This is a genomic window from Stenotrophomonas sp. SXG-1 (genome assembly GCF_014083965.1).
GTDB lineage: Bacteria > Pseudomonadota > Gammaproteobacteria > Xanthomonadales > Xanthomonadaceae > Stenotrophomonas > Stenotrophomonas geniculata.
On the sequence record NZ_CP046588.1, the window covers coordinates 1465484 to 1489576 of the forward strand.

The window sequence follows — 24093 nt, forward strand, 5'->3', positions numbered from 1 at the left end:
GTTCGCTGCTGGACACGCCGGCCGCGTCGCTCAACGACCCGGACTGGGCTGCTGCCGCGCGCCAGGCGCTGCAGCAGGCCGACGCGCGCCTGTACCGCCGCTTCGACCAGGGCGACAACATCGAGCGCCTGCTGGCGCTGCGCGCGCGCGCCGCCGACCATCTGATCCGCCTGGCGTGGCAGCGTTGCCTGGCCGCCGATAGCGGGCTGTCGTTGTTCGCGGTGGGTGGCTATGGCCGCGGTGAGCTGTTCCCGCGATCGGACATCGACCTGCTGGTGTTCGGTGATCCGCCGGCACAGTTGGCGCATGAATCCGCACTGGCACGCCTGTTCGCACTGCTGTGGGACTGCGGGCTCGCAGTCAGCCATGCGGTGCGTTCGGCGCCGCAGTGCCGTGAGGCGGCGGCGGACCAGACCGTGCTGACTGCACTGATCGAGGCGCGCCCGATCCTGGCCGATGATGCGGCACGCCGCGCGCTGCGCGAGGCCATCGACGATCGGGAACTGTGGCCGGCACGCGCGTTTTTCCTGGCCAAGCTGGAAGAGCTGCGCAACCGCCACCAGCGTTTTGGCGACACCGCCGACAACCTGGAGCCGGACCTGAAGGATGGCCCCGGTGGCCTGCGCGATCTCAACACGCTGGGCTGGATGGCACTGCGTGCCTTCGGCGTGCGTGACCTGGAGGCGCTGGTCGGGCTCGGCCATCTGGGCGCCGACGAAGCGGCAGCACTGAAGCGCGAACGTGCGGTGCTGGCGCGGCTGCGTTTCGGCCTGCACCTGGTGGCGCGACGCCCCGAAGAGCGGTTGCGCTTCGATTACCAGAAGACCCTGGCTGCACGCCTGGGCTTTGAAGACGATGCCGAGAATCTCGGTGTCGAGAAGATGATGCAGGGCTTCTACCGCGCCGCGCTGGTGGTGCGCCGGATCAGCGACCGCCTGCTGCAGCGCTTCGAGGAGCAGTTCGACGGCGAGGCGCAGCCGGAGCCGTTGACCGTGGGCTTTTCCCTGCGCCGTGGCTACCTGGCGGCCAACGAAGCCGACTGGCCGCGCGGCGATATCGGCCAGGTGTTCGCACTGTTTGCCAGCTGGGCCAACAATCCGCAGGTGCGCGGCCTGCATTCGCTGACCGCGCGGGCGCTGGCTGAAGCGCTGCCGCTGTTGCCGGCCTACGACCAGGCCGACGCCGATGCGCGCGAGCAGTTCCTGGCGTTGCTGCGCGGCCAGCGCCCGGTCGATACGCTCTCGCGCATGGCACGGCTGGGCGTGCTTGGCCAGTGGATTCCCGCCTTCGCCCAGGTCAGTGGGCGCATGCAGTTCGACCTGTTCCATGTCTACACCGTCGACCAGCACACGCTGATGGTCCTGCGCAACATCGGCCTGTTCGCCAGCAGCCGTGCCGACGAGCGCTTCTCGATCGCGCATGAAGTGTGGCCACGCCTGCGCAAGCCGGAGCTGCTGCTGCTGGCCGGCCTGTTCCATGACATCGCCAAGGGCCGTGGCGGCGACCATTCGGAGCTGGGCGCGGTCGATGCGCGCGCGTTCTGTCAGGCGCATGCGCTGAGCACGTCCGACACCGAACTGGTGGCGTGGCTGGTCGAACAGCACCTGCGCATGTCGGTGACCGCGCAGAAGCAGGACATCGCCGACCCGGAGGTGATCCATCGCTTCGCCACCCTGGTCGGCAGCCGCGACCGCCTGGACTACCTGTACCTGCTGACCTGCGCCGACATCGCCGGCACCAGCCCGAAGCTGTGGAATGCCTGGAAGGACCGCCTGCTGGCCGACCTGTACTTCGCCACCCGGCGCGCGCTGCGCGAGGGGCTGGAACACCCGGTGCCGGCAGCCGAGCGCGTGGCCGAGGCGCGTGACAGCGTGCGCGCGCTGGTGCGCGAGCGGGGTTACGACGATGCCACCATCGACCGCCAGTTCGCGGTGATGCCGGATGAGGGCTTCATCCGCCTGCGCCCGGAGCAGCTGGCCTGGCAGGCCGCCGCGCTGGTGCCGGTGAAGCAGGGCCAGGCGCTGGTGAAGGTACGCCGGATCAGCGTCGACGACCCCGCGCTGGAAGTATTCGTGCATTCGCCGGACCGCGACGGCCTGTTTGCCGCCATCGTGATGACGCTGGACCGCAAGGGCTACGGCATCCACCGCGCACGCGTGCTGGACGGCCCGGCCGATACCATCTTCGATACCTTCGAAGTGAACCCGGCCGATACCTTCGCCGATGGCAGCAGTGCCAATCTGGAAGCGGCGCTGCGCGACGCACTCAGTGGTGACCTGTCGCGCCTGCGGCCGTCACGCCGGGTGGTGCCACGGCAGCTGCGGCACTTCCGCTTTGCCCCGCGCATCGAATTCCGCGATGAGCCGGGTGCAACCCGTTTCGCCCTGGTCGCTCCCGACCGCCCCGGCCTGCTGGCCGATGTGGCGTTCGTGCTGCGCAACCAGGGCCTGCGCGTGCATGATGCGCGCATTGCCACGTTCGGCGAACGCGCCGAAGACACCTTCGTGATCAGTGACGAACACGACCTCCCCCTGACTGAACCTGCCCGGCAGCAGTTGCATGACGCGATGCTGGCCTGCCTGGACCCTGATCGAAACGCCGGAGACCCCGCCTGATGGCCACCAAGCCCGCCAAGAAGACCGCCGCGACCCCCAAGAGCGCAGCGGCCCGGAAACCTGCTGCCGCCGCACTGGCCGCGAAGAAGACCACTGCGCCGAAGAAGGCCGCTGCGGTGAAGGCCCCGGCGAAGAAAGCGGCTGCAGCGAAGAAGGCACCGGCCAGGAGCGCCGAAGCCGTCCGCGCCGAAACCATCGCCCGCAAGTCGCTGCGCAAGCCGTCGGCACCGGGTGTGGAAGAGCTGAAGTTTGGTATCGAGAGTGCCTTCGAGCGCCGTGCCACCTTGACCCTGCACGAGCTGGAAGGCTCGACCAAGCCGCTGGTCAACCGCGTGATCGACGGCCTGGAGAGCGGTGAGTTCCGCGTCGCCGAGCCGGATGGCCAGGGTGGCTGGAAGGTCAACGAGTGGCTGAAGAAGGCCGTGCTGCTGTATTTCCGCGTCAACGACATGGCGGTGGTCGATGCGCGCCCGGCGCCGTTCTGGGACAAGGTCGAATCGCGCTTCGCCGGTTATGACGAAGCGAAGTTCCGCCGCGGCGGCGTGCGCGTGGTGCCGGGCGCGATCGCCCGCCGCGGTACCTACTTCGGCAAGGACGTGGTGCTGATGCCGAGCTTCACCAACATCGGCGCCTACGTCGGCGAAGGCACCATGGTCGACACCTGGGCCACCGTCGGTTCGTGCGCGCAGATCGGCCAGCACTGCCACCTGTCCGGTGGCGCCGGCATCGGCGGCGTGCTGGAGCCGCTGCAGGCCAGCCCGACCATCATCGAGGACCACTGCTTCATCGGTGCCCGTTCGGAGGTGGTGGAAGGCGTGGTGGTCGGTCACCACAGCGTGATCGGCATGGGCGTGTTCCTCAGCCAGAGCACCCGCATCTACAACCGTGCCACCGGCGAAATCACCTACGGCTACATCCCGCCGTACAGCGTGGTGGTGTCCGGCTCGCTGCCGAGCAAGGACGGTACCCATTCGCTGTACTGCGCGGTGATCGTCAAGCAGGTTGATGCCAAGACCCGCAGCAAGACCAGCGTCAACGACCTGCTGCGCGGCCTGGCCGACTGAAGGTGGCTGCGCCGGAGGATCTGGCGCAGTCCGCGATCTACCGGCATCCGTCCGACACCCTGTTCGGGCGGATGCTGCCGCGCCTGCTGCACGCCCCGCGCTGGACCCGGCTGCGCCGCGCACTGTCGCGGCGCTGGCCGATGCCGGCGATGGTCAGCGATGTGCGCGATGTGGTCTACGTGAGCTGGTGGGTCGATGTGCGCCACGCACCATCGCCACCGCCGGGCCATCATTACGTGGTCCATGCCGGACGTACGCCTTACACCATCCTCAGCTACCTTCACGGCCACTTCGGGCCGGCGTTGGCCGGATCGCTGCGCTCCCTGATGCCGTCTCCAAGGCAGAGCAACTGGCGCTGGTACCTGCGTCGTGACGACGCTCCGGACGGGACACCGGTGGTGCTGTTCGACCGCAACGTGATGGACCAGCTGCCCTTCGTCGCCGGCGCGCGTGCCTTCAGCGATGCCATGCAGCCGCATCTTTCCACCCGCTTCGAGCATGCGGTGCGCACTGATGGCCGTGGGAATACCCGGATCGAAGGCGGGCAGGGCAGTGCGCCGGAGCTGTACCTGCAGTGGCAGGCTGCTGCGGGCTGGGAGGACGCGGCATGGACGGCGGCTTTCGGTGGCCATCAGGCCCTCCTGCGTTTCCTCACCTGCCAGGACGAGGCCATCGCCCGTACCTGCGACTGTCGCTGGGCCAGCACCCGTATCGCGCTGCCGGTCGAGATCGACCGCCTGCAGCCGCTGCAGCTTGAAGGCGAGCTGCAGTGCCCGCGCCTGCAGGCGCTGGGTGTGAACCTGACCGAGGGGCTGGCCTTCCTGCTGCCACGGGTGCCGTTCCGGGTCGTGTCCGAGCGCCTGTTGTGAGATTCTGGCCCTCTGTTTTCCAGCATCACAGATGGCCATGAGCACCACTGTCTACGGTTTGAAGAACTGCGATACCTGCAAGAAGGCGACCAAGTGGCTGGACCGCTTCGGCGTGCCGTACACCTTCGTCGACTACCGCGACAACAAACCCAGTCCGGAAACCCTGCTGGCGTGGGCAGCGCAGCTGGGTGGCCTGGCGGCGATGGTGAACAAGTCGTCCACCACCTGGCGGCAGTTGCCGGACAACCGCAAGGCCGCCGATTCCGAGGCCGAATGGAAGCTGCTGCTGCGCGAGTACCCGCAGCTGATCAAGCGCCCGCTGGTGGTCACCGCCGACGGCACGGTCAGCCAGGGTTTCAGTGACAACGGCTTCAAGGCTCGCTTCGGCGTGGGTGACGCATGAGCGCGGTCCTCGACCTGACCTGCGAACTGATCGCACGACCCTCGGTGACGCCGGATGATGCTGGCTGCCAGGCACTGCTGGCGGCACGCCTGAAGCAGGCCGGGTTCCAGTGCGATCACCTGCGCCTGGGCGAGGTCGACAACCTGTGGGCGACCCACGGCCAGGGCGCGCCGGTACTGGTACTGCTGGGCCATACCGACGTGGTGCCGACGGGTCCGCGCGAGGCCTGGACCAGCGACCCGTTCACGCCGCAGATCCGCGATGGCGTGCTGTATGGCCGTGGCGCCGCCGACATGAAGGGCAGCGTGGCCGCGTTCGTGGTCGCCGCCGAGCAGTTCGTCGCCGCGCATCCCGATCACCCCGGTACGCTGGCGGTGCTGCTGACCAGCGACGAGGAGGGCGACGCCATCGATGGCGTGCGCCACGTCGCACGGTTGTTCGCCGAACGCGGCCAGCGCATCGACTGGTGCATCACCGGTGAGCCGTCATCAACCGCGATCCTGGGCGACCTGCTGCGCGTGGGGCGTCGTGGCAGCCTGTCGGCCAAGCTGCGCGTGCAGGGCGTGCAGGGCCACGTGGCGTATCCGGAAAAGGCACGCAACCCGATTCACCAGGCGGCTCCGGCCCTGGCCGAACTGAGTGCACGGCGCTGGGACGAAGGCTACGAGAGCTTTCCGCCGACCAGCCTGCAGATCTCCAACATCCACGCCGGCACCGGTGCCAACAACGTGATTCCCGGCGAGCTCGAAGTGGATTTCAACATCCGCTACAACCCGCACTGGGATGCGCCGAAGCTGGAGGCGGAGATCACCGCACTGCTGGACCGGCATGGCCTGCAGTACACGCTGAAGTGGCACCGCAGCGGTGAGCCGTTCTACACCCCGGAAGGCACGCTGCGCGCCACCGCCCGTGCAGTGCTGGCCGAGCACATCAGCCGTGCCCCGGAAGAAAGCACCGGCGGCGGCACGTCCGATGCCCGCTTCATCGCGCCGCTGGGTGCGCAGTGCATCGAAGTGGGGCCGGTGAACGCCAGCATCCATCAGGTGGACGAGAACGTGCGCGTGGACGATCTGGAAGCGTTGCCGGGGCTGTACCAGCGGCTGGTGGAACGGCTGCTGGTGTGAGCCTGCGACGGTGGGTGCCGACCGTTGGTCGGCACGCCCCCCGCCGGAGCTACATCTCTGTAGAGCCGAGCCATGCTCGGCTGATGTCTACCGGCAGAAGCAGCCGAGCATGGCTCGGCTCCACTATTCCGAAAAGAGGAAGAACGGCGGCTCGACCGCTTTCTTCCAGTAACTCGGCGCCGCCATGTAGAAGCGCTGCGCCTCGGCCTTGGCAAACCAGCGCGCCGCCGCCTCGGTGTCCTTCTCCACCCCCGGCGCGCTGCGGCCCAGCAGCAGCCCGGCGAAGTACTGGCCGAACACATTGCCCTTCTCGCCAGCGCGCTGGTACAGCTGCAGCGCACGCGCCGGATCGCGCGGCAGTCCCATGCCCCCCTCCAGCAGCGCGCCCAGGTCTACCTGCGCTTCGGCATCGCCACGCTCGGCACGGCGCTGGATCTGCGCAACCCGCGGATGCACGGTGTCATCCTGTGCGGCCACCGCATCCGGCAGTCGCGACGACGAACTCGGGTATCGCTTGTAGATCATTTCGCGCAGGTCCCAGCGCAGCGCCTGTTGCGCGTCGCCACGCTGACGATAGGCCTTGGCGAGTTCGTAGAACGCATAGGGATTGCCGTGGTAGGCCGCCGCCAGATAGGCGCGTTCGCCACGTCGCCAGGATGCGCGCAGCACCGGTGCCGGGTTGATGTGGGGGCTGTCGGCATGGCGCAGCGTGCCGGAGATCCAGATCCGGCCCAGTGCTTCTTCCGCCTTGGTGTTGTGGAAGGTCCAGGGGGCGACCGCTGCGGCACGCTCGTAGTAGGCGATGGCGCGCGGATCGTTGAAGCGCTCGAAGGTTTGCGCGGTATCGAAGGCACCCTCGAAGCTGCCGTCGGTGCCGCGTTGTTCCAATGCCTGCCGCTGGGATTGCGGCAGCGTAGAAGGCGGGGGCAGGGTCTGGCAGGCCGCCAGGCCCAGGCAGAGCAGGGCGGCCAGTGCCCCGATGCGTCCATTGCAGTGTTGCATTCCTGTTACACCGGTTCAGGGCGCGCCATTATGCGCCTCAGGCGTGGTTGCCGACGCAACTGTTGCGCCGCGCCGGAAACCGGGGTAGGGTCGATGCCATGTCGATCCGCCTGGCCACCGCCGTCAATAACAACAACCGCAATAATCTGCGCGCGAATAATCGTGCGCGGCCGATGCGGGACTGCGCCCTGGGTAGATAGACAGCAACACACGCCCGGACACCAGAAAACCCGCATCAGCCGATGCGGGTTTTTTTGTGCCCGGGCGCCGCCCACCCGGGCCTGGATGCCCGGTCGAACACCTTCCCACCCGTGAAATTCCCCAACAGGAGCTCCCCCATGTGTTCGATCTTCGGAATCTTCGGCCTGCAGGCCGGTGACGATCTTCCGGCCCTGCGCCGCCATGCGCTGGAACTGTCGCAGCGCCAGCGCCACCGTGGCCCGGACTGGAGCGGCGTGTACCTCGACGAAGGCGCGCTGCTGGTCCACGAGCGGTTGGCCATCGTCGACCCGGCCGGTGGTTCGCAGCCGCTGCTGTCGGCCGATGGCCAGCTGGCGCTGGCGGTCAACGGCGAAATCTACAACCACCAGCAACTGAAGGCCGCACTGACTACCGCCTACGACTTCCAGACCGGTTCGGACTGTGAAGTGATCAACGCGCTGTACCGCCAGGGCGGATCGCCGGCGCAGTGGCTGGAGCAGCTCAACGGCATCTTCGCCTTCGCCCTGTGGGATCGTGCTGCCGGACGCGTGCTGGTGGCGCGGGATCCGGTTGGCGTGGTGCCGTTGTACTGGGGCCACGATGCCCAGGGGCGCCTGCGCGTGGCCTCGGAAATGAAGGCGCTGGTCGATACCTGTGCCGACGTCGCGCAGTTCCCGCCGGGCCACTATTTCGACAGTGCCCGTGGTGAGCTGGTGCGCTACTACCAGCAGCCGTGGCGCGACTATGCCGACGTGCAGGGCCGCCAGGCCGATCTGGCCGAACTGCGCCAGGCGTTCGAGCATGCGGTGGAACGCCAGCTGATGAGCGATGTGCCGTACGGCGTGTTGCTGTCCGGTGGCCTGGATTCGTCGCTGGTGGCGGCAGTTGCCGCACGCTACGCGCGTCGCCGCATCGAGGATGGTGGGCAGACCGAAGCCTGGTGGCCGCGGCTGCATTCGTTCGCGATCGGTTTGAAGGGCTCGCCTGATCTGGCCGCCGCCGCGATCGCCGCCGAGGCACTCGGCACCGTGCACCACGGCTTCGAATACACCTTCGAGGAAGGCCTGGATGCACTGCCGGAAGTGATCCGCCACATCGAGACCTACGACGTCACCACCATCCGTGCATCGACGCCGATGTTCCTGCTGGCGCGACGGATCAAGGCGATGGGGGTGAAGATGGTGCTGTCCGGCGAGGGCAGCGACGAGATCTTCGGTGGCTACCTGTACTTCCACAAGGCGCCGGACGCGCGTGAGTTCCACGATGAGCTGGTACGCAAGCTCGACGCCCTGCACAACTACGATTGCCTGCGTGCCAACAAGTCGATGATGGCCTGGGGCGTGGAGCCGCGCGTGCCGTTCCTGGATCGTGAGTTCCTCGACGTGGCGATGCGCTTCGATGCCGCGCACAAGATGGTCAGTGCCGGGTTCGGTGGCCGTCGCATCGAGAAGGCGGTGCTGCGCGAGGCGTTCGATGGCTACCTGCCGGACAGCATCCTGTGGCGCCAGAAGGAGCAGTTCAGCGATGGCGTCGGCTACGGCTGGATCGACGGGCTGAAGGCGCATGCCGAAGCGCAGGTGAGCGACCGTGTGCTGGCGGCCGCCGACAAGCGCTTCCCGCACAACCCGCCGCAGACCAAGGAGGCGTACCACTACCGCCACCTGTTCGAGCAGTTCTTCCCGAGCCGCGCGGCCGCCGAGACCGTGCCGGGCGGCAAGTCGATTGCCTGTTCGTCGCCGGCGGCCATTGCCTGGGACGCCAGCTTTGCGGCGGCGGCCGACCCTTCCGGCCGCGCGATCGCCGGCGTGCACGAGCAGGCACTGGCGTAAGCCTCGAAAAGGGGACGGAGGGGATTAAGTTGTTAGTGGCACAAACGACTTAATCCCCTCCGTCCCCTTTTTGTATGATCGCCCCCTGCGCATTGGGGAATGTTCATGGACGTACAGGCGAGCGGCGGCATGCGGCCCACGAAATGGGGATGGCGTTATCTGGCCTGGGCCGGTGTCCCGCTGCTGGCCGGCGTGCTGCTGGCGCGCTATGCCGGGCCGGCGGCGCCCGAGGTCGCGCGTGCCACGGTTGCTGCCGAAGGCAGCTGGGCGCAGCATCTGGCGTCACCGCTGGGCCTGTTCCTGCTGCAGCTGCTGGTGCTGCTGCTGGTGGCCAAGGGCGCAGGTGCGCTGCTCAAGCGCTTTGGCCAGCCGGCGGTGATCGGCGAGATGGCCGCCGGCCTGATGATGGGGCCGCTGGTCCTTGGCAGCCTGTTGCCGCAGCTGCATGGTGCCTTGTTCCCGGTCAGTTCGCTGGGCCCGCTGGGCATGCTCAGCCAGCTGGGTGTGCTGATGTTCCTGCTGGTGGCCGGTGCCGAGCTGGACCTGGCGGCGCTGCGCGGGCGCCGGTGTTTTGCCTTCACGGTCAGTCATGCCGGCATCGCGGTGCCGTTCGTGCTCGGCGTCGCCCTCGCAATCTGGCTGTATCCGCAGCACGGCCCGCAGGGCGTGGGCTTCACCGCATTCGCACTTTTCGTTGGCATATCGATGAGCATCACGGCCTTCCCTGTGTTGCTGCGCATCCTTGCCGACCGCGGTATCACGCAGACGCCGCTGGGGCAGACCGCGATTGCCTGCGCGGCATTGGGCGATGCCACCGCATGGTGCCTGCTGGCGCTGATCGTGGCGGCTGCACAGGCCAGCGGATGGCTGCCGGCCAGCCTCAACCTGCTGTGCGTGGTTGCCTTCGTGGCGCTGATGCTGGGGTTGGTGAAGCCGTGGTTCGCCCGCCAGCAGATCGTGCCGGGGCGTGAAGGGCGCTGGCTGCTCGGCATCCTGCTGCTGTCGCTGGGCAGTGCCCTGATCACCGAGATGCTCGGCATCCATGCGCTGTTCGGTGCATTCGCTGCGGGGGTGGCGGTGTCGTCCAACGCGCAGCTGCGCAACCTGTTGATGGCCCGCGTCGAGCCGTTTGCGGTGACCCTGCTGCTGCCGTTGTTCTTCGCCATGACCGGCCTGCGCATGCGCGCCGATGCGCTGCAGGCCAGCGACATCGTGCTGTGCGCGGTGGTGATCGCGGTAGCCACGGCCGGCAAGCTGCTGGGCACCTTCAGTGCCGCACGCAGTGCGGGCATGCCCACGCGCGAGGCGTGGCGGTTGGGCGCGCTGATGAACACCCGGGGCCTGATGGAGCTGATCGTGCTCAACCTGGGCTACGAGCTGGGCCTGCTCGGCGACCGCCTGTTTGCAGTGCTGGTGATCATGGCGCTGGTGACCACGGCGATGACCGGGCCGCTGCTGAACCTGATCGAGCGGCGAAGGGGCTGACCCGGTAGCGCCGCGCGGACATTCTGTGGAGCCGACTGTGGGGCCGAGTCCATGCTCGGCTCCGCGCCAGAAGCAGCCGCGCATGGGCTCGGCTCTACCGCGTGCAGCGCACCCTTGGGCATGTGGGTGCCGCCGTCAGCGCGCTGGCACCAGCGTCATCGTGTGCTGCGCCTTGCCGGGCAGGAACGGCGTCGGCCGCCCATGCACCCAGTCTTCGTGGCCGGCGCCCCAGTACGGCGACAGCGGGTGCCCGCTCTGGCCGCCGGGCATGTGCACGATGCCGTCGGCCTCGTGGCCGGGCGAGACCACCATGCGCTCGGAGGCGCCGAAGTTCGGCGTCTGCACCCGCGGCATATCACGGTCGCCGGGCAGCTGGTCGGCGGGCATGCACAGCCAGCGCTTGGCAACCTCGGGCAACGCCCGTGCGATCGGGTGGCAGAGCGCCGCGGTGTTGCGTTCGCCCCAGGTGCGCTTGGCCAGCGGGCCCTGCTTGGCCAGCTCGCTCTCGGTGCGGCGTGCGGCATCAAGCAGCAGCGTGTCCCAGCTGTCGTAGGCCGGTGGCAACAGGTTGGCGGGGCGCTGCTGCAGCATCGGCCAGGCAACACCTTCCAGCTGCGCCAGGCGCGGATCCAGATAGTCATCGCCCAGCTGCGCGTTGGCCGGGGCCAGCAGTGCATCGGACAAGGTATCCATCACCTGCGTGCGGAACGCGCGCACCACCCGGTAGCTGACCGAGCTGGCCGAGGCCCGGCCGCCCCACTGGTGGCTGACGGACTTCAACCGCTTCAGCGCAGGATCGTTACTGCCTTCGATGACGTCATGCAGCAGTGCCCACCAGCGCTGCAGGAACACGGCGCGGTCGTCGAGCTGGATCGCCAGCAGGTCGTGTTCGTCGAAGCGCTCCTGGATCGCCAGCAGGTCGCGGATCTGCCGCGCGCGCGCGCCAAGGTCATAGCCAGCGTTGCCGACGGTAGCCAGCGCCTCGCCGTCGAGGACGCGACCGTTGGCGGTCCACAGGCGATGGTTGGGGGGATCGATCAATGCCGGTGAGGCATCGCTGCGGATTGGCCATGGCGCGCAGTCCTGGTTGCTGGCGGCGGTGAAGCCGGCCGGTGCACAGCCCGGACCACGATCCGGGCGGGCGCCGATCAGCCGCCAGGCGATGCGTCCGCTGCGGTCGCCGACCACCAGGTTCTGCGCGGGGATGCCGGCGTGGTCGGCGAACTGCAGGGCACCGTCCAGGTCACCGGCACGGGCCAGGTCACCGAAGTCCAGGCGCACCGCGCCGGGCAGGTGGGCGACCCAGCGCAGCGCATCGCCACTGCCATCGGCATGGGTATGCAGGATCGGGCCCCAGGCGGTTTCGCGCACCGGGAACAGCACGTCGGCCTGGCCAGCCACGGCGATGCGTTCTTCATGCACGGTCACGGCGGCGTTGGTCGGTTCAGTGCGGTAATCGGCGGTATCGATGTAACTGTTGGTGAAGCCCCAGGCCACGTGCCCGTTGCTGCCGACGATCACCGCCGGCAGGCCGGGCAGCGAGAAGCCGGTGACGTCGACCTGGCCGCCCGCGGCCTGCGGGTCGGGATAGCGCAGGCGCACACGGAACCACAGGCCGGGCGCGCGCAGGCCCAGGTGCATGTCGTCGGCGACGATCGCGCGACCGTCGGCGGTGAGTGCACCGGCCACCGCGAAGTTGTTGCTGCCGATGACATCGGCCTCTTCCTGCCCGGTGCCTGGCGTCCCCTTCAACGTGCGCAGATCCAGCTGGCTGGCATCGGGGAGCGTGGCGTTGCCGGTCGGTTCGCCGAACAGCGGTGCATCCCATTCGGTGCCGTCGTGGGCGATCAGCGCGTACAGCGCGGGCGGCACCACTGCGCGGATGCGGCTGAGCGCAAGCTCGGTCTGGTTGTCCGGGTCCTGCAGGTCGGCGTACATGGCCAGCCCGGCCAGCACGCTGTCGCTGGCTTTCCAGGGTTGTGGCGACTGCCGCAGCAGCAGGTAGGCCCATGGGCGCACGGAGAGATCGGCCAGGCCCTCATTGACCCCACCGACATAGGCGCTCACGGCTTCGATGTTGCCGCCCAGCGCTGCCTGCATGTTCGCCTCGGTGCGCGCGCGCAGCCGATGCACGCGCATGCGTTTGTCGGCGTCGATGGCCTTCGGTCCGAACAGCGCCGACAGCTCACCGGCGGCGCTGCGGCGCATCAGGTCCATCTCGAAGTAACGTTCTTGCGCATGCACGCGGCCCAATGCGCGCATCGCGTCGGCCTGGCTGCCCGCAGTGATGGTGACCACGCCCAGCGCATCGCGCTCGATGGTGACCGGCTTGGCCAGCCCCGGCAGCGCATGCTCGCCGTCCAGATCGGCCAGGCTGCCGCGCAGCAGCAGCCACAGGACCAGTGCGGTGACCAGCACGATGGCGATCAACACGCCCAGCACCCAACGCCATGTACGTCGCATTGCACGTCCTTTCCGAACTCGTGGGCCGATTGTAGCCGCAGGCGCAACTGCGACTGATTCCGATTAGATCACCGTATTTTGAAATGCGGCACCCTATGTCACATCGATTCACAGGAGCCCCCCATGAAAGGCAACCCGGACGTCATCGCCTGCCTGAAGGAACTGCTGCGCGGCGAGCTTGCAGCCCGCGACCAGTACTTCATCCATTCCCGCCGCTACGAGGACCAGGGCCTGTTCGCGCTGTACGAACGCCTGAACCACGAGATGGAAGAGGAAACCCAGCACGCCGATGCGCTGCTGCGCCGGATCCTGTTCCTCGGCGGCGACCCGGACATGCGCCCGCATGCCACCGAGCCGGGCAAGACCGTGGAAGAGATGCTGCAGAAGGATCTCGACACTGAATACGCGGTTCGGAACAATCTCGCCGCCGGCATGAAGCTGTGCGAAGAGAACGGCGACTACGTGAGCCGCGACATCCTGCTGGCGCAGCTGAAGGACACTGAGGAAGACCACGCCTGGTGGCTGGAGCAGCAGTTGGGCCTGATCAAGCGCATCGGCCTGGAGCTGTACCAGCTGAGCAAGATCGACGGCAACGGCGCCCCGGCGCACTGAGCCGACGTCGCTCTCTGTAGAGCCGAGATCCTATGTTCGCGGTCAAGCCTGCTGGAAGCAGGCTTGACCCACTTTCAGCATGGCGGGGTCAAAGTCCCGCCCGCTTTTGAAGACCCCCCAGGCGATCCTGGCCAGCTTTCTGGCCAGGATGTTAAAGCTGGCGGTACTGCTGTGACCACGTTCGCGGATGGCCGTATAAAGGGCTTTGCCGCCTTTGGATCGGGTCAGGCCCATGGCCGCCATGTAGAGGATCTGGCGCAGGCTGGCGTTGCCACGCTTGGACAGGCGCCGTCTGCCGATCCGCGCACCGGATTCGTTGGGTCGCGGATCCAGACCGCTGCAGGCAATCCAAGCGTCTGAGCTGGTCAAGGGCCAGCGCGTGATGTGATGGGTGATAAAGGCCGCAACCGTCGGTCCGATCCCCGGGATGGTCATGATCCGCCGATACAGGTCGCGCTGTTCGCCGCTGCGGCACAGTTGCTGAATCTGTTGGTCGAGCATGGCAATGGCCTCTTTCAGACCACCGAAGATGCGCCCAAAGATGGCCGACTCCGACGCTCCCGCGCCTAGCGAGAGATTCAACTTCGCCTTGCTCCGGACCAGGCTGTCGCGTTGCTGGAGTAGCACATGCAGCTGCTCCTGCGCAGGTGAACGGGCGACATGCTCATGCAGATTGTCGGCCTCCTTAGCGATGTAACGCGCGATAACCTGCGCGTCACCTGAGTCGGTTTTGCCGCGGCAGGCCACGCCCTTGGCGTAATGTTTGATGTCGCGCGGATTGAGCACAAAGACGGCGTGACCGGCCTTCTGGGCAGCCTGAACCACAAGCTCGTGGTAGCGATTGGTTGCCTCCACTCCAATGCGAGATCTGGCCGGCAGGGCGGACACCCACTTAGTGATGGCCGACGCTGAATTGGTGATGCGGGCGCTGCCCTTGGTGCCGTGATGGGCCACCACAAGGGTCTTTGAATCGGCATCGATGCCGAAGGCCAAACGATCTGACATCTGCGCAACTCCCAGCTATTGTTGAGGGGCTGGGGTGGTACCGCACCACGTTGGCTTGCCTACATCGGCGGTCCTCAAAGGCCGCTAGATCCCTTATCGACGTTAAGGTGCGGGATGGGGATCGCTCGGCTCGTCTGTCGGCTGGTACCCGCAGATATCATGTTGACGGTCCCTCCACCCTGGCTCCTACATACCTCGTAGGAGCCGGGAGGAACATACAAGCCATGCTCGGCTGCTGTTGGATCCGAGTCGAGCATGGCTCGACCCTACAAAGTTCTGTCGCCCGCCAGCACCGGAGCACCGCCAGCCAGCTTTCGCCAGCCAGCTGCTCCACCGCCCGCCAGCCGACAACGAAAAAGCCGGGGATTGCCCCGGCTTTTTCGTGTCCGGGGTCGGATCCGTTTTCAACGAAAACGGCTCTGACCCCATTGGGATGGAAAACGCCAACCGAGGTTGGCGTCTACCGGGGTAATGCGTGTCAACCAAGGTTGACACCCACCAGGGGCAGGGCCCCAGCCCTTACTCCACCGACAACTCTTCCACCTTCTGCCAGCCGCGCGGCAGCAGGTGGCCGCGGGTGGCGCGGGCGCCGAGGTAGGCGTCGAGCTCGTTGAACTTCAGGCCCATGGTGCGCTGGCCGCTGCGCACCTGCAGGGTCTGCCCCGGGCTGATCGCCACGATGGCGACCACGCGTTCGGTGGCGAGCTTGGCCTTCGGGATCTCGATGATCTTGTTGCCCTTGCCCTTGTCCAGTTCCGGAAGGTCGTTGGCGGCGATCGCCAGCAGGTTGCCGGAGCTGGTCACTGCCACGATGCGATCGGTGGCGACATTGGCGACCACCGACGGGGTCAGCACCGACGAACCTGCGGACAGGTTCAGCATCGCCTTGCCGGCCTTGTTGCGACCGATCAGGTTCTCGAAGCGGGTGACGAAGCCATAGCCATGACTGGAGGCCAGCACGAAGCGGGTGTCCGGCTCGGCACTGGCCAGGGTCACGAAGCTGGTACCCGCTGCCGGCGAGAAGCGGCCAGTCAGCGGTTCGCCATTGCCACGTGCGGAGGGCAGGGTGTGCACCGGCGTCGAGTAGGCGCGGCCTTCGCTGTCGAGGAACGCGACCTGCTGCGTGCTGCGCGCACGTACCGCGCCCTGCAGCCCGTCGCCGTCGCGGTAGGAGAGGGCGGACGCATCGACGTCGTGGCCCTTGGCGGCACGGATCCAGCCCTTCTCCGACAGCACCACGGTCATCGGCTCGCTCGGCACCAGCTCGGTCTCGTCGATGGCCTGTGCGGCCTGGCGCTGCACCAGCGGCGAACGGCGTGCGTCGCCGAACTTCTTGGCGTCGGCGGTCAGTTCATCGCGGATCAGCTTCTTCAGCTTGGCCTTGCTGTCGAGGATGCCGAGGATCTTCTCGCGCTCCTTGGCCAGTTCATCCTGCTCGCCGCGGATTTTCATTTCCTCCAGGCGGGCCAGCTGCTTCAGCTTGGTTTCCAGGATGTACTCGGCCTGTTCCTCGGACAGGCCGAAGCGCGCGATCAGCGCGGCCTTCGGCTCGTCTTCGGTACGGATGATGTGGATCACCTCGTCCAGGTTGAGGAAGGCGACCAGCAGGCCTTCCAACAGGTGCAGGCGGCGCTCGACCTTCTGCAGGCGGTGCTGCAGGCGGCGGGTGACGGTGTTGCTGCGGAAGGTCAGCCATTCGCTGAGCAGCATCTTCAGGTTCTTCACCTGCGGACGGCCGTCCAGCCCGATCACATTGAGGTTGACGCGGTAGCTGCGTTCCAGGTCCGTGGTGGCGAACAGGTGGCCCATCAGCTGGTCGGCGTCGACGCGGTTGGAACGCGGCACCAGCACCACGCGCACCGGGTTGGCATGGTCGGACTCATCGCGGATGTCTTCCAGCCACGGCAGCTTCTTGGCGCGCATCTGTGCGGCGATCTGCTCGATCACCTTTGACGGCGACACCTGGAACGGCAGCGCGGTGACCACGATGTTGTGCGCTTCCTTGGTGAAGGTCGCACGTGCGCGCACGCTGCCGTTGCCGGTCTCGTAGATGTTGCGCAGGTCATTGGCCGCGGTGATGATCTCGGCGCTGGACGGATAGTCCGGGCCCTGCACGTGCTCGCACAGGTCGCGCACGCTGGCATCGGGGTTGTCCAGCAGGTGCAGCAGCGCGCTGACGATCTCGTTGAGATTGTGCGGCGGCACGTCGGTGGCCATGCCCACGGCGATGCCGGTGGTGCCGTTCAGCAGCAGGTGCGGCAGCCGCGCCGGCATCCAGGTCGGTTCCTGCAGGGTGCCGTCGAAGTTCGGTGCCCAGTCGGTGGTGCCCTGGCCCAGTTCGCCCAGCAGCACTTCGGCGATCGGGGTCAGCTTGGATTCGGTGTAACGCATCGCCGCGAACGACTTCGGGTCGTCGCTGGAGCCGAAGTTGCCCTGGCCCTCGATCAGTGGGTAGCGGTACGAGAACGGCTGGGCCATCAGCACCAGCGCCTCGTAGCACGCGCTGTCGCCGTGCGGGTGGTACTTACCGATGACGTCACCGACGGTGCGCGCAGACTTTTTCGGCTTGGACGCGGCGTTCAGGCCCAGCTCGCTCATCGAATAGATGATGCGGCGCTGCACCGGCTTCAGGCCGTCGCCGATGAACGGGAGGGCGCGGTCCAGGACCACGTACATCGAGTAGTCGAGGTAGGCGCGTTCGGCGTACTCGCGCAGCGGCAGTTGTTCGAATCCGTGGAACACGGGGCGGGCAAGTTCGGTCATGCGGCGTTGTTACCTGTTGTCAGGAGGCGGCGACGGCGTCGCCGCTCGCAATCCTGTGATTATCCGGATGCGGCGGGGGATGCCAAGCCGCGTGCAGGGTCCAGCCCGGTTTCCAGGCCGTGGCCGGCCCGTGCCAGGTAGCGCCCCGGCGGCAGCCCGAAGTGGCGGCGGAACACGGTGACGAAGGCGCTGGCGCTGCTGAAGCCCAGCGCGTGGGCGATGTCGGCCACGCTGCGGCCGTCGGTCAGCTGGCGCAGGGCCTCGGACAAGCGGGCCTGCTGCCGCCACTGGGCGAAGCTGAGCGTGGTCTCGTCGCGGAAGTGACGGGTCAGGCTGCGCGGCGACAGGCCGGCCCAATGCGCCCATTCGGCCAGGCTGCGCTCGTCGGAGGGGTCGGCCAGCAGCTGCGAGGCGATCTTCAGCAGGCGCCGGTCGTGCGGCATCGGTAGATGCATGCGCTGGCGCGGCGCGGTGCGGATCTCGTCCAGCAGCACCTCGATGATGTGCTGGCGCTCGGGCGTGGTGTCATAGCCCAGCGGCCATTCGCAGATGCGATCGGCCAGCGCCTGCGCCAGCTTGGACAGGCCCAGCACGCAGGGATCGGCAGGCAGGGTGGCGCAGGCCGGCGCGGCCAGTGCCATGCCCCAGCCGCGCAGCGGGCCGTCGAGGGTGACCGTATGCGGCTCCAGCGGCGGCATCCAGCCGGCCGAGCCCGGCGCCAGTGACCATGTCCCGTGCGAGGTCCGGGTGGTCAACAGGCCGCGCTCCACGCAGATCAGCTGCGCGCGCTGGTGATGATGCCAATCCACTTCTCGGACCAATCCCTGCGGGCTGTCGAAGCGGAAGGCGACAGCCGGTGGCCCGTCATTGCGCTCGAACCAGTCCAGTGCGTCATCCCTGAGCAGGCGCTTGGAAGGGGGAATTTCTGCCTTGTTCATCATATCCGCTGGCTGAAATGTGTCATCCATTGGCTGAATTGTACTACCGGGCCACCTGACCAGATCATTAAGGTAGGCGCCTTCATTGATCCAGCCCACTGCTGCAACACAGCATTCGATGCCAGATCGAATATTTCCATTGAGAAATATTTTTTTTGGAAGAGAATGCTCCCCCATGATCTGTCCTGCAACCACTCCCCCCAGCTTCGGCCTGCTGCTGCGCCAGGTGCGCGACGGCCTGGTCCGTCAACTCGACGCATCCATGGCTGAAGAAGACCTGGGTATCGGTTTCACCCACTACATCGGGTTGAAGGTGCTTTCCAACATGGCCCCGTGCACGGCCAACGAGCTGGCCCAGGCCATCGACCAGGTGCCCAGTGCGGTGACCCGCCTGTTGGACAAGCTGGAGGCGCTGGGCTGCGTCCGCCGCGAGCCGCATGCGCAGGATCGGCGGGCGCTGCAGATCGTACTGACCGATGAAGGCCGCGCGCTGTGGGCGCGGCTGAAGCTGCGTGGCGACGCGGTGATGGATTACGCCCTGCGTGATCTTTCCGCCGACGAGCGCACGCTGCTGCTGTCCCTCCTTACCCGAATCCGCGATTCCCTGACGACCCCATGAACCCGATCCCGCATTCCACTCTCCGCCGGTCCGGGCGCGCGCTGCTGGTGTCAGCGCTGGCCCTGGCCCTGGCCGCCTGCGCCAGCAGTCGTGGCCTCAACCCGCAGGGCCACGTGCTTGACGTGGACAGCCTGCACAGCGAACGCACCTTGGCCGACACCGACCTGAGCGCCACCGGCTTCCCGGCGCGGGACTGGTGGAAGGCGCTGGGCGATGCGCAGCTGGACGCGCTGGTTGCCGAGGGCCTGGCCGGCCACCCGAGCCTGGACGCCGCCGACGCGCGTCTGCGCCAGGCCCAGGCCCAGGTCGGCACCGCACGTGCCGACGAACTGCCGAGCCTGTCGGTGTCCGGTGGCTACACCGGCCTGCGCCTGCCTGAGTCGATGGCAGGCAGCGAGATCGGTGGCCATTACGCCGGCAGCAGCCAGGTCGCCTTCGACTTCAGCTACGGCGTGGACCTGTGGGGCGGCAAGCGCGCTGCCTGGGAAGCCGCCGTGGACGGTGCGCATGCCGCCACCGTCGAGGCGCAGGCCGCACGCCTGAGCCTGTCCACCGGCATCACCCAGGCTTATGCCGACCTCGCCTATGCGTGGCAGCTCAATGATGTGGCCGAAGAAGAACTGGCCCGCTCGCAGAAATCGCTGGAGCTGACCCGCCAGCGCCGCAGCGCCGGCATCGACAGCGACCTGCAGGTGCGCCAGGCCGAGGCCCGGGTACCGGCCGCGCAGCAGCAGGTGCAGGCCGCACAGCAGCGCATCGACGCGGCCCGCACCGCACTGGCCGCGCTGGTTGGCAAGGGCCCGGACCGTGGCCTGTCGATCCAGCGCCCGCAGCCGCTGAACCCGGTGGCGCTGCAGCTGCCGGGCGTGCTGCCCAGCGAACTGCTCGGCCGTCGCCCCGACATCGTCGCCGCGCGCTGGCGCGTGGAAGCGGCCGACAAGCAGATCAAGGTGGCAAAGACCAAGTTCTACCCGAGCTTCAACCTGACCGCGCTGGCCGGCGTGGTCGCCCCGAACGTGGGTGACCTGCTGAAGAGCAGTTCCACCTTCGCCTACATCGGCCCGGCGCTGAGCCTGCCGATCTTCGAAGGCGGCAAGCTGCGCGCCAACCTGGCCAACACCGATGCGCAGTACGACCTGGCGGTGGCGAACTACAACCAGACCGTGCTCGATGCGCTGCGCGACGTGGCCGACCAGGTCAACGCGGTGCGCTCGCTGGCGCAGCAGGCGCATTCGCAGCAGCAGGCCGTGGACACCGCACGCTCGGCCTTCGACCTGGCCCAGCAGCGCTACCGCGCCGGCATCGGCAGCTACCTGGACGTGCTGACCGCGCAGTCCACGCTGTTGCAGTCGCAGCAGCAGCTGGCCGGCCTGCAGTCGCAGCAGGTGCAGACCTCGGTGCGCCTGAGCAAGGCGCTGGGCGGTGGTTTCCAGCCCGCTGACGCCGACCGCGCACCGATCGCCTCCCATTCCGATTCCTCGCATTCCTGAAGACTTCCGCCATGAGCCAGACCCAAGACACCGCGGCCCCGGCCGCCTCCAACCGCCGCGGCAACCTGCTGCGCGGCCTGTTCGTGATCGTCGTGCTGCTGCTTGCCGCACTGGCGCTGTGGTACTTCATGTTCGGCCGTTGGTTCGAAGAGACCGACGACGCCTACGTGCAGGGCAACCAGGTACAGATCACCCCGCTGGTGGCCGGTACCGTGGTCGCCATCAACGCCGATGACGGCATGCGCGTGGAGCGCGGCCAGCTGCTGGTGCAGCTGGACCCGTCCGACACGTCGGTGGCGCTGCAGCAGGCCGAAGCCAACCTGGCCAAGACCGTGCGCCAGACCCGTGGCCTGTACCGCAGCGTGGAAGGTGCGCAGGCGGACCTGAACGCGCGCCAGGTGACCCTGAAGCGCGTGCGCGAAGATTTCGCTCGCCGCAAGGATCTGGCCGCCACCGGCGCCATTTCCAATGAAGAACTGGCCCATGCGCGTGACGAGCTGGCCGCTGCCGAAGCCGCCGTGGCCGGTTCGCGCGAGACCGTCGAGCGCAACCGCGCGCTGGTCGACGACACCGTGATCGCCACCCAGCCAGACGTGCAGGCGGCCGCCGCGCAGCTGCGCCAGGCCTTCCTCAACAACGCCCGCGCCGGCATCGTCGCGCCGGTCACCGGCTACGTTGCCCGTCGTTCGGTGCAGGTCGGCCAGCGCGTGCAGCCGGGCAACGCGCTGATGGCGGTAGTGCCGACCGAGCAGATGTGGGTCGAGGCCAACTTCAAGGAAACCCAGCTGCGCCACATGCGCCTGGGCCAGGAAGTGGAGCTGAAGTCGGACCTGTACGCCGGTGACGTGAAGTACAAGGGTCGCGTCCAGAGCCTGGGCCTGGGCACCGGCTCGGCGTTCTCGCTGCTGCCGGCGCAGAACGCCAGCGGCAACTGGATCAAGATCGTGCAGCGCGTGCCGGTCCGCATCGCCATCGATGCCAAGCAGCTGGCCGAACACCCGCTGCGCATCGGCCTGTCGATGAAGGCTGAAGTGAGCCTGCGCGACCAGAAGGGCGAAGTGCTGCCGAGCACTGCGGCCAAGGGCACGGTGTTCGACACCGACGTGTATGCCAAGCAGCTGCATGATGCCGACGAGGTGATCCATACGATCATCCAGGGCAACCTGCCGCAGCAGCAGGCGAAGGTGGGCTGAGGTCGCCATGTCCGCACAAGCTCCAGCCGCGCCCGGCGCTCCGGGTGCACCGGCGGCGACGGGTGCGGCCTCCGGGTTCCTGCCGCCCAGCGTCGCCCTGTGTACCGTCGGCCTGGCGATGGCCTCGTTTATGCAGGTGCTCGACACCACCATCGCCAACGTCTCGCTGCCGACCATCGCCGGCAATCTCGGTGCCAGTTCGCAGCAGGCGACCTGGGTCATCACCTCGTTTGCGGTCAGCACGGCCATCGCGCTGCCGCTGACCGGCTGGCTCAGCCGCCGTTTCGGCGAACGCAAGCTGTTCGTCTGGGCCACGCTGGCCTTTGTCATCACCTCGCTGCTGTGCGGCCTGGCGCAGAGCATGGGCATGCTGGTGCTGTCGCGTGCGCTGCAGGGCTTCGTGGCCGGCCCGATGTACCCGATCACGCAGTCGCTGCTGGTCTCGATCTACCCGCGTGAGAAACGTGGGCAGGCATTGGCGCTGCTGGCGATGATCACGGTGGTTGCGCCGATCTGCGGCCCCATCCTCGGTGGCTGGATCACCGACAACTACAGCTGGGAATGGATCTTCCTGATCAATGTGCCGCTGGGCATCTTTGCCGCGCTGGTGGTGGGCAACCAGTTGAAGGGGCGCCCGGAGCACATCGAGAAGCCGAAGATGGACTATGTCGGCCTGGTCACCCTGGTGATCGGTGTCGGTGCGCTGCAGCTGGTGCTCGACCTGGGCAATGACGAGGACTGGTTCTCGTCGATGAAGATCGTGGTGCTGGCGTGTGTGGCTGTGGTCACGCTGACGGTGTTCCTGATCTGGGAACTGACCGACAAGGATCCGATCGTCGACCTGAAGCTGTTCCGGCATCGCAACTTCCGCGCCGGTACGCTGGCGATGGTGGTGGCGTACGCGGCGTTCTTCAGCGTGGCCCTGCTGATTCCGCAGTGGCTGCAGCGTGACATGGGTTACACCGCGATCTGGGCGGGCCTGGCGACGGCGCCGATCGGCATCCTGCCGGTGATCATGACCCCGTTCGTGGGCAAGTACGCATCGCGCTTCGACATGCGAATGCTGGCCACGGTCGCGTTCATCGTGTTGTCGATGACCAGTTTCCTGCGTTCGAACTTCAACCTGCAGGTGGACTACACCCACGTGGCCGGCGTGCAGTTGATCATGGGCATCGGCGTCGCGCTGTTCTTCATGCCGGTGCTGCAGATCCTGCTGTCGGACCTGGATGGGCGCGAGATCGCGGCGGGCTCCGGCCTGGCCACCTTCCTGCGTACGCTGGGCGGCAGTTTCGCGGCGTCGCTGACGACGTGGCTGTGGGCGCGGCGCACCCAGGTGCACCATGCTGACCTGACCGAGCACATCTCGGTCTATCAGCCGGGCATGCAGGACCAGGTGACGGCGATGGGGCAGGGCGACCTGCAACATGGTGCCGCGGTACTGAACAACATGATCAACCACCAGGCATCGCAGATGGGCTTCAACGACATCTTCTTCCTGCTGGGCTGGATCTTCCTGGCGATCATCGCGTTCCTGTGGCTGGCCAAACCGCCGTTCGGCGCAGGCGCAGGTGCGGCCGCCGGCGGCGGGCACTGAAAACTCCCTGGAAACACGTGCTGTATTTTGACCCCGCCGCAAGGCGGGGTTTTTGTTTGTGCAACGCGGGTCGCACGGGCCCTGCCGTTGGGGGAGTGCAGCGGCGCAGGTTCAGCGCGTGCGATAGATGCGCTTGAACACCACCCGATCACGGAACAATCGGGAAATGGCCCACATTCCCGCCACAAGTACGGCGCCGCACGTGATCCAGCCGGCAGTGGCCTGCAATCGGCTGCCGACCAGTGCGCCGCAGATGATGGCGGCGACAAAGACGAACATTACGGCCTCCTTCGATGCGCCGTAGTGGACCTCGGCCTGGCATCCCACGCATACGCGTACGCCGTGGTTCGAGCCGGTGTGGCAGTGAGGGCAGATGATGCTGCGCTGCATTGGGGCGTCCTTTGGGGAAAGGGGGGCGCTGGTCAGGTCGTGGCGATAGACCTGCAACCGGCTCCCGTAAATCTGCCTTCCACCGAAAAGGAATCGGGTAGATCTCCGACTAGGAAAATTACGAATTGAACGCGCAATGTGAAATGCGACCCAGAAGAAAGCCGTTCAGGGTTTGGTGACGACGCGCTGGGAGGAGGTATGCATCAGCGGGTGACGCCTGGGTGGTGCGAGATACGACAGTTCGAGCGGTAGATGCGATGCCACGCTCGCCAAACCCCGGAAACGAAAAAACCCGCTTTCGCGGGTTTGATCATCTTGAGTCGTGGTGCCCAGGAGAGGACTCGAACCTCCACGGTTTTACCCGCTAGTACCTGAAACTAGTGCGTCTACCAATTCCGCCACCTGGGCGACTCAGGAGATGAATTGTGCGGTAC

At 67.1% G+C, this 24093-nt stretch carries 18 protein-coding genes and 1 tRNA gene; 12 read left to right on the forward strand and 7 right to left on the reverse strand.

Annotated elements, in window-relative coordinates:
- Nucleotides 1-5 precede the first annotated feature (5 nt).
- From GOC52_RS06675 to dapE, 5 genes are read left to right on the forward strand one after another with little or no spacing between them, the layout of a single operon-like run.
- The gene (locus GOC52_RS06675) at nt 6-2615 is read left to right on the forward strand and encodes a [protein-PII] uridylyltransferase (RefSeq protein ID WP_029380081.1); all 2610 of its coding nucleotides are present in this window, start codon (nt 6-8) and stop codon (nt 2613-2615) included.
- Nucleotides 2615-3679: a 2,3,4,5-tetrahydropyridine-2,6-dicarboxylate N-succinyltransferase gene (gene dapD / locus GOC52_RS06680; protein WP_029380080.1), complete on the forward strand. Its 1065-nt coding sequence runs from the start codon at nt 2615-2617 to the stop codon at nt 3677-3679. Before GOC52_RS06675 ends, dapD begins: the two co-directional genes overlap by 1 nt.
- A 2-nt stretch (nt 3680-3681) precedes the next feature.
- Nucleotides 3682-4548: a hypothetical protein gene (locus tag GOC52_RS06685; protein WP_010486299.1), complete on the forward strand. Its 867-nt coding sequence runs from the start codon at nt 3682-3684 to the stop codon at nt 4546-4548.
- A gap of 31 nt (nt 4549-4579) precedes the next feature.
- Entirely contained in the window at nt 4580-4951 is a 372-nt protein-coding gene (locus GOC52_RS06690; protein WP_012510522.1) for an arsenate reductase, read from the forward strand.
- On the forward strand, nt 4948-6075 hold the full coding sequence (gene dapE, locus GOC52_RS06695) for a succinyl-diaminopimelate desuccinylase (RefSeq protein WP_049411538.1): 1128 nt from the start codon (nt 4948-4950) through the stop codon (nt 6073-6075). Before GOC52_RS06690 ends, dapE begins: the two co-directional genes overlap by 4 nt.
- A gap of 123 nt (nt 6076-6198) precedes the next feature.
- Here the strand turns inward: dapE and GOC52_RS06700 are convergent, their stop codons facing one another.
- Complete coding sequence (locus GOC52_RS06700) at nt 6199-7077, reverse strand: tetratricopeptide repeat protein (protein ID WP_049411535.1); 879 nt, start codon at nt 7075-7077, stop codon at nt 6199-6201.
- Nucleotides 7078-7415: 338 nt separating this feature from the next.
- Between GOC52_RS06700 and asnB the strand changes: the two genes are divergently transcribed.
- Nucleotides 7416-9107 carry an asparagine synthase B gene (gene asnB / locus GOC52_RS06705; RefSeq protein ID WP_191850982.1) on the forward strand — a complete coding sequence of 564 codons (1692 nt, stop codon included), beginning with the start codon at nt 7416-7418 and terminating at the stop codon, nt 9105-9107.
- 99 nt (nt 9108-9206) lie between these two features.
- Nucleotides 9207-10592, forward strand: coding sequence for a cation:proton antiporter domain-containing protein (locus tag GOC52_RS06710; RefSeq protein ID WP_049411534.1), 1386 nt, complete (start codon nt 9207-9209; stop codon nt 10590-10592).
- Between the two features lie 135 nt (nt 10593-10727).
- On the opposite strand, the gene GOC52_RS06715 is transcribed toward GOC52_RS06710, so the two are convergent.
- Complete coding sequence (locus GOC52_RS06715; RefSeq protein ID WP_191850984.1) at nt 10728-13055, reverse strand: penicillin acylase family protein; 2328 nt, start codon at nt 13053-13055, stop codon at nt 10728-10730.
- A 123-nt stretch (nt 13056-13178) separates the two neighbouring features.
- Between GOC52_RS06715 and bfr the strand changes: the two genes are divergently transcribed.
- Nucleotides 13179-13667 carry a bacterioferritin gene (gene bfr / locus GOC52_RS06720; RefSeq protein ID WP_010486279.1) on the forward strand — a complete coding sequence of 163 codons (489 nt, stop codon included), beginning with the start codon at nt 13179-13181 and terminating at the stop codon, nt 13665-13667.
- A gap of 42 nt (nt 13668-13709) precedes the next feature.
- Here the strand turns inward: bfr and GOC52_RS06725 are convergent, their stop codons facing one another.
- From GOC52_RS06725 to GOC52_RS06735, 3 genes are all read right to left on the reverse strand, one after another.
- Complete coding sequence (locus GOC52_RS06725; protein ID WP_019336818.1) at nt 13710-14672, reverse strand: IS110 family transposase; 963 nt, start codon at nt 14670-14672, stop codon at nt 13710-13712.
- 519 nt (nt 14673-15191) lie between these two features.
- Nucleotides 15192-17435: a DNA topoisomerase IV subunit A gene (parC, locus tag GOC52_RS06730; protein ID WP_043403287.1), complete on the reverse strand. Its 2244-nt coding sequence runs from the start codon at nt 17433-17435 to the stop codon at nt 15192-15194.
- 59 nt (nt 17436-17494) lie between these two features.
- Nucleotides 17495-18376, reverse strand: a complete 882-nt coding sequence (locus GOC52_RS06735) for a helix-turn-helix domain-containing protein (RefSeq protein WP_010486276.1) — start codon at nt 18374-18376, stop codon at nt 17495-17497.
- 172 nt (nt 18377-18548) lie between these two features.
- On the opposite strand from GOC52_RS06735, the gene emrR reads away from it, so the two are divergent.
- The 4 genes from emrR to emrB are packed head-to-tail and all read left to right on the forward strand — an operon-like array spanning nt 18549 to nt 23269.
- On the forward strand, nt 18549-18992 hold the full coding sequence (gene emrR, locus GOC52_RS06740; RefSeq protein ID WP_005415875.1) for a multidrug efflux system transcriptional regulator EmrR: 444 nt from the start codon (nt 18549-18551) through the stop codon (nt 18990-18992).
- On the forward strand, nt 18989-20482 hold the full coding sequence (gene emrC, locus GOC52_RS06745) for a multidrug efflux transporter outer membrane subunit EmrC (RefSeq protein ID WP_071305481.1): 1494 nt from the start codon (nt 18989-18991) through the stop codon (nt 20480-20482). The genes emrR and emrC overlap by 4 nt, the downstream gene beginning before the upstream one ends.
- Nucleotides 20483-20493: 11 nt before the next feature.
- On the forward strand, nt 20494-21675 hold the full coding sequence (emrA, locus tag GOC52_RS06750; RefSeq protein WP_010486273.1) for a multidrug efflux MFS transporter periplasmic adaptor subunit EmrA: 1182 nt from the start codon (nt 20494-20496) through the stop codon (nt 21673-21675).
- A gap of 7 nt (nt 21676-21682) precedes the next feature.
- Nucleotides 21683-23269: a multidrug efflux MFS transporter permease subunit EmrB gene (gene emrB, locus GOC52_RS06755; RefSeq protein ID WP_043403278.1), complete on the forward strand. Its 1587-nt coding sequence runs from the start codon at nt 21683-21685 to the stop codon at nt 23267-23269.
- A gap of 111 nt (nt 23270-23380) precedes the next feature.
- Here the strand turns inward: emrB and GOC52_RS06760 are convergent, their stop codons facing one another.
- Nucleotides 23381-23659 (reverse strand): hypothetical protein, encoded by a 279-nt coding sequence (locus tag GOC52_RS06760; RefSeq protein WP_010486261.1) that lies wholly within the window; start codon nt 23657-23659, stop codon nt 23381-23383.
- A 323-nt stretch (nt 23660-23982) separates the two neighbouring features.
- Nucleotides 23983-24067 (reverse strand) — tRNA-Leu (locus GOC52_RS06765).
- Nucleotides 24068-24093 lie beyond the last annotated feature (26 nt).

Coding starts and splice junctions, on each gene's coding strand:
- parC (WP_043403287.1), bottom strand. CDS start 17,435: ATGACCGAACTTGCCCGCCCCGTGTTCCACGGATTCGAACAACTGCCG.
- GOC52_RS06690 (WP_012510522.1), top strand. CDS start 4,580: ATGGCCATGAGCACCACTGTCTACGGTTTGAAGAACTGCGATACCTGC.
- GOC52_RS06735 (WP_010486276.1), bottom strand. CDS start 18,376: ATGATGAACAAGGCAGAAATTCCCCCTTCCAAGCGCCTGCTCAGGGAT.
- bfr (WP_010486279.1), top strand. CDS start 13,179: ATGAAAGGCAACCCGGACGTCATCGCCTGCCTGAAGGAACTGCTGCGC.
- GOC52_RS06700 (WP_049411535.1), bottom strand. CDS start 7,077: ATGCAACACTGCAATGGACGCATCGGGGCACTGGCCGCCCTGCTCTGC.
- emrB (WP_043403278.1), top strand. CDS start 21,683: ATGTCCGCACAAGCTCCAGCCGCGCCCGGCGCTCCGGGTGCACCGGCG.
- emrC (WP_071305481.1), top strand. CDS start 18,989: ATGAACCCGATCCCGCATTCCACTCTCCGCCGGTCCGGGCGCGCGCTG.
- GOC52_RS06760 (WP_010486261.1), bottom strand. CDS start 23,659: ATGCAGCGCAGCATCATCTGCCCTCACTGCCACACCGGCTCGAACCAC.
- GOC52_RS06725 (WP_019336818.1), bottom strand. CDS start 14,672: ATGTCAGATCGTTTGGCCTTCGGCATCGATGCCGATTCAAAGACCCTT.
- asnB (WP_191850982.1), top strand. CDS start 7,416: ATGTGTTCGATCTTCGGAATCTTCGGCCTGCAGGCCGGTGACGATCTT.
- GOC52_RS06715 (WP_191850984.1), bottom strand. CDS start 13,055: ATGCGACGTACATGGCGTTGGGTGCTGGGCGTGTTGATCGCCATCGTG.
- dapD (WP_029380080.1), top strand. CDS start 2,615: ATGGCCACCAAGCCCGCCAAGAAGACCGCCGCGACCCCCAAGAGCGCA.
- dapE (WP_049411538.1), top strand. CDS start 4,948: ATGAGCGCGGTCCTCGACCTGACCTGCGAACTGATCGCACGACCCTCG.
- GOC52_RS06710 (WP_049411534.1), top strand. CDS start 9,207: ATGTTCATGGACGTACAGGCGAGCGGCGGCATGCGGCCCACGAAATGG.
- emrR (WP_005415875.1), top strand. CDS start 18,549: ATGATCTGTCCTGCAACCACTCCCCCCAGCTTCGGCCTGCTGCTGCGC.
- emrA (WP_010486273.1), top strand. CDS start 20,494: ATGAGCCAGACCCAAGACACCGCGGCCCCGGCCGCCTCCAACCGCCGC.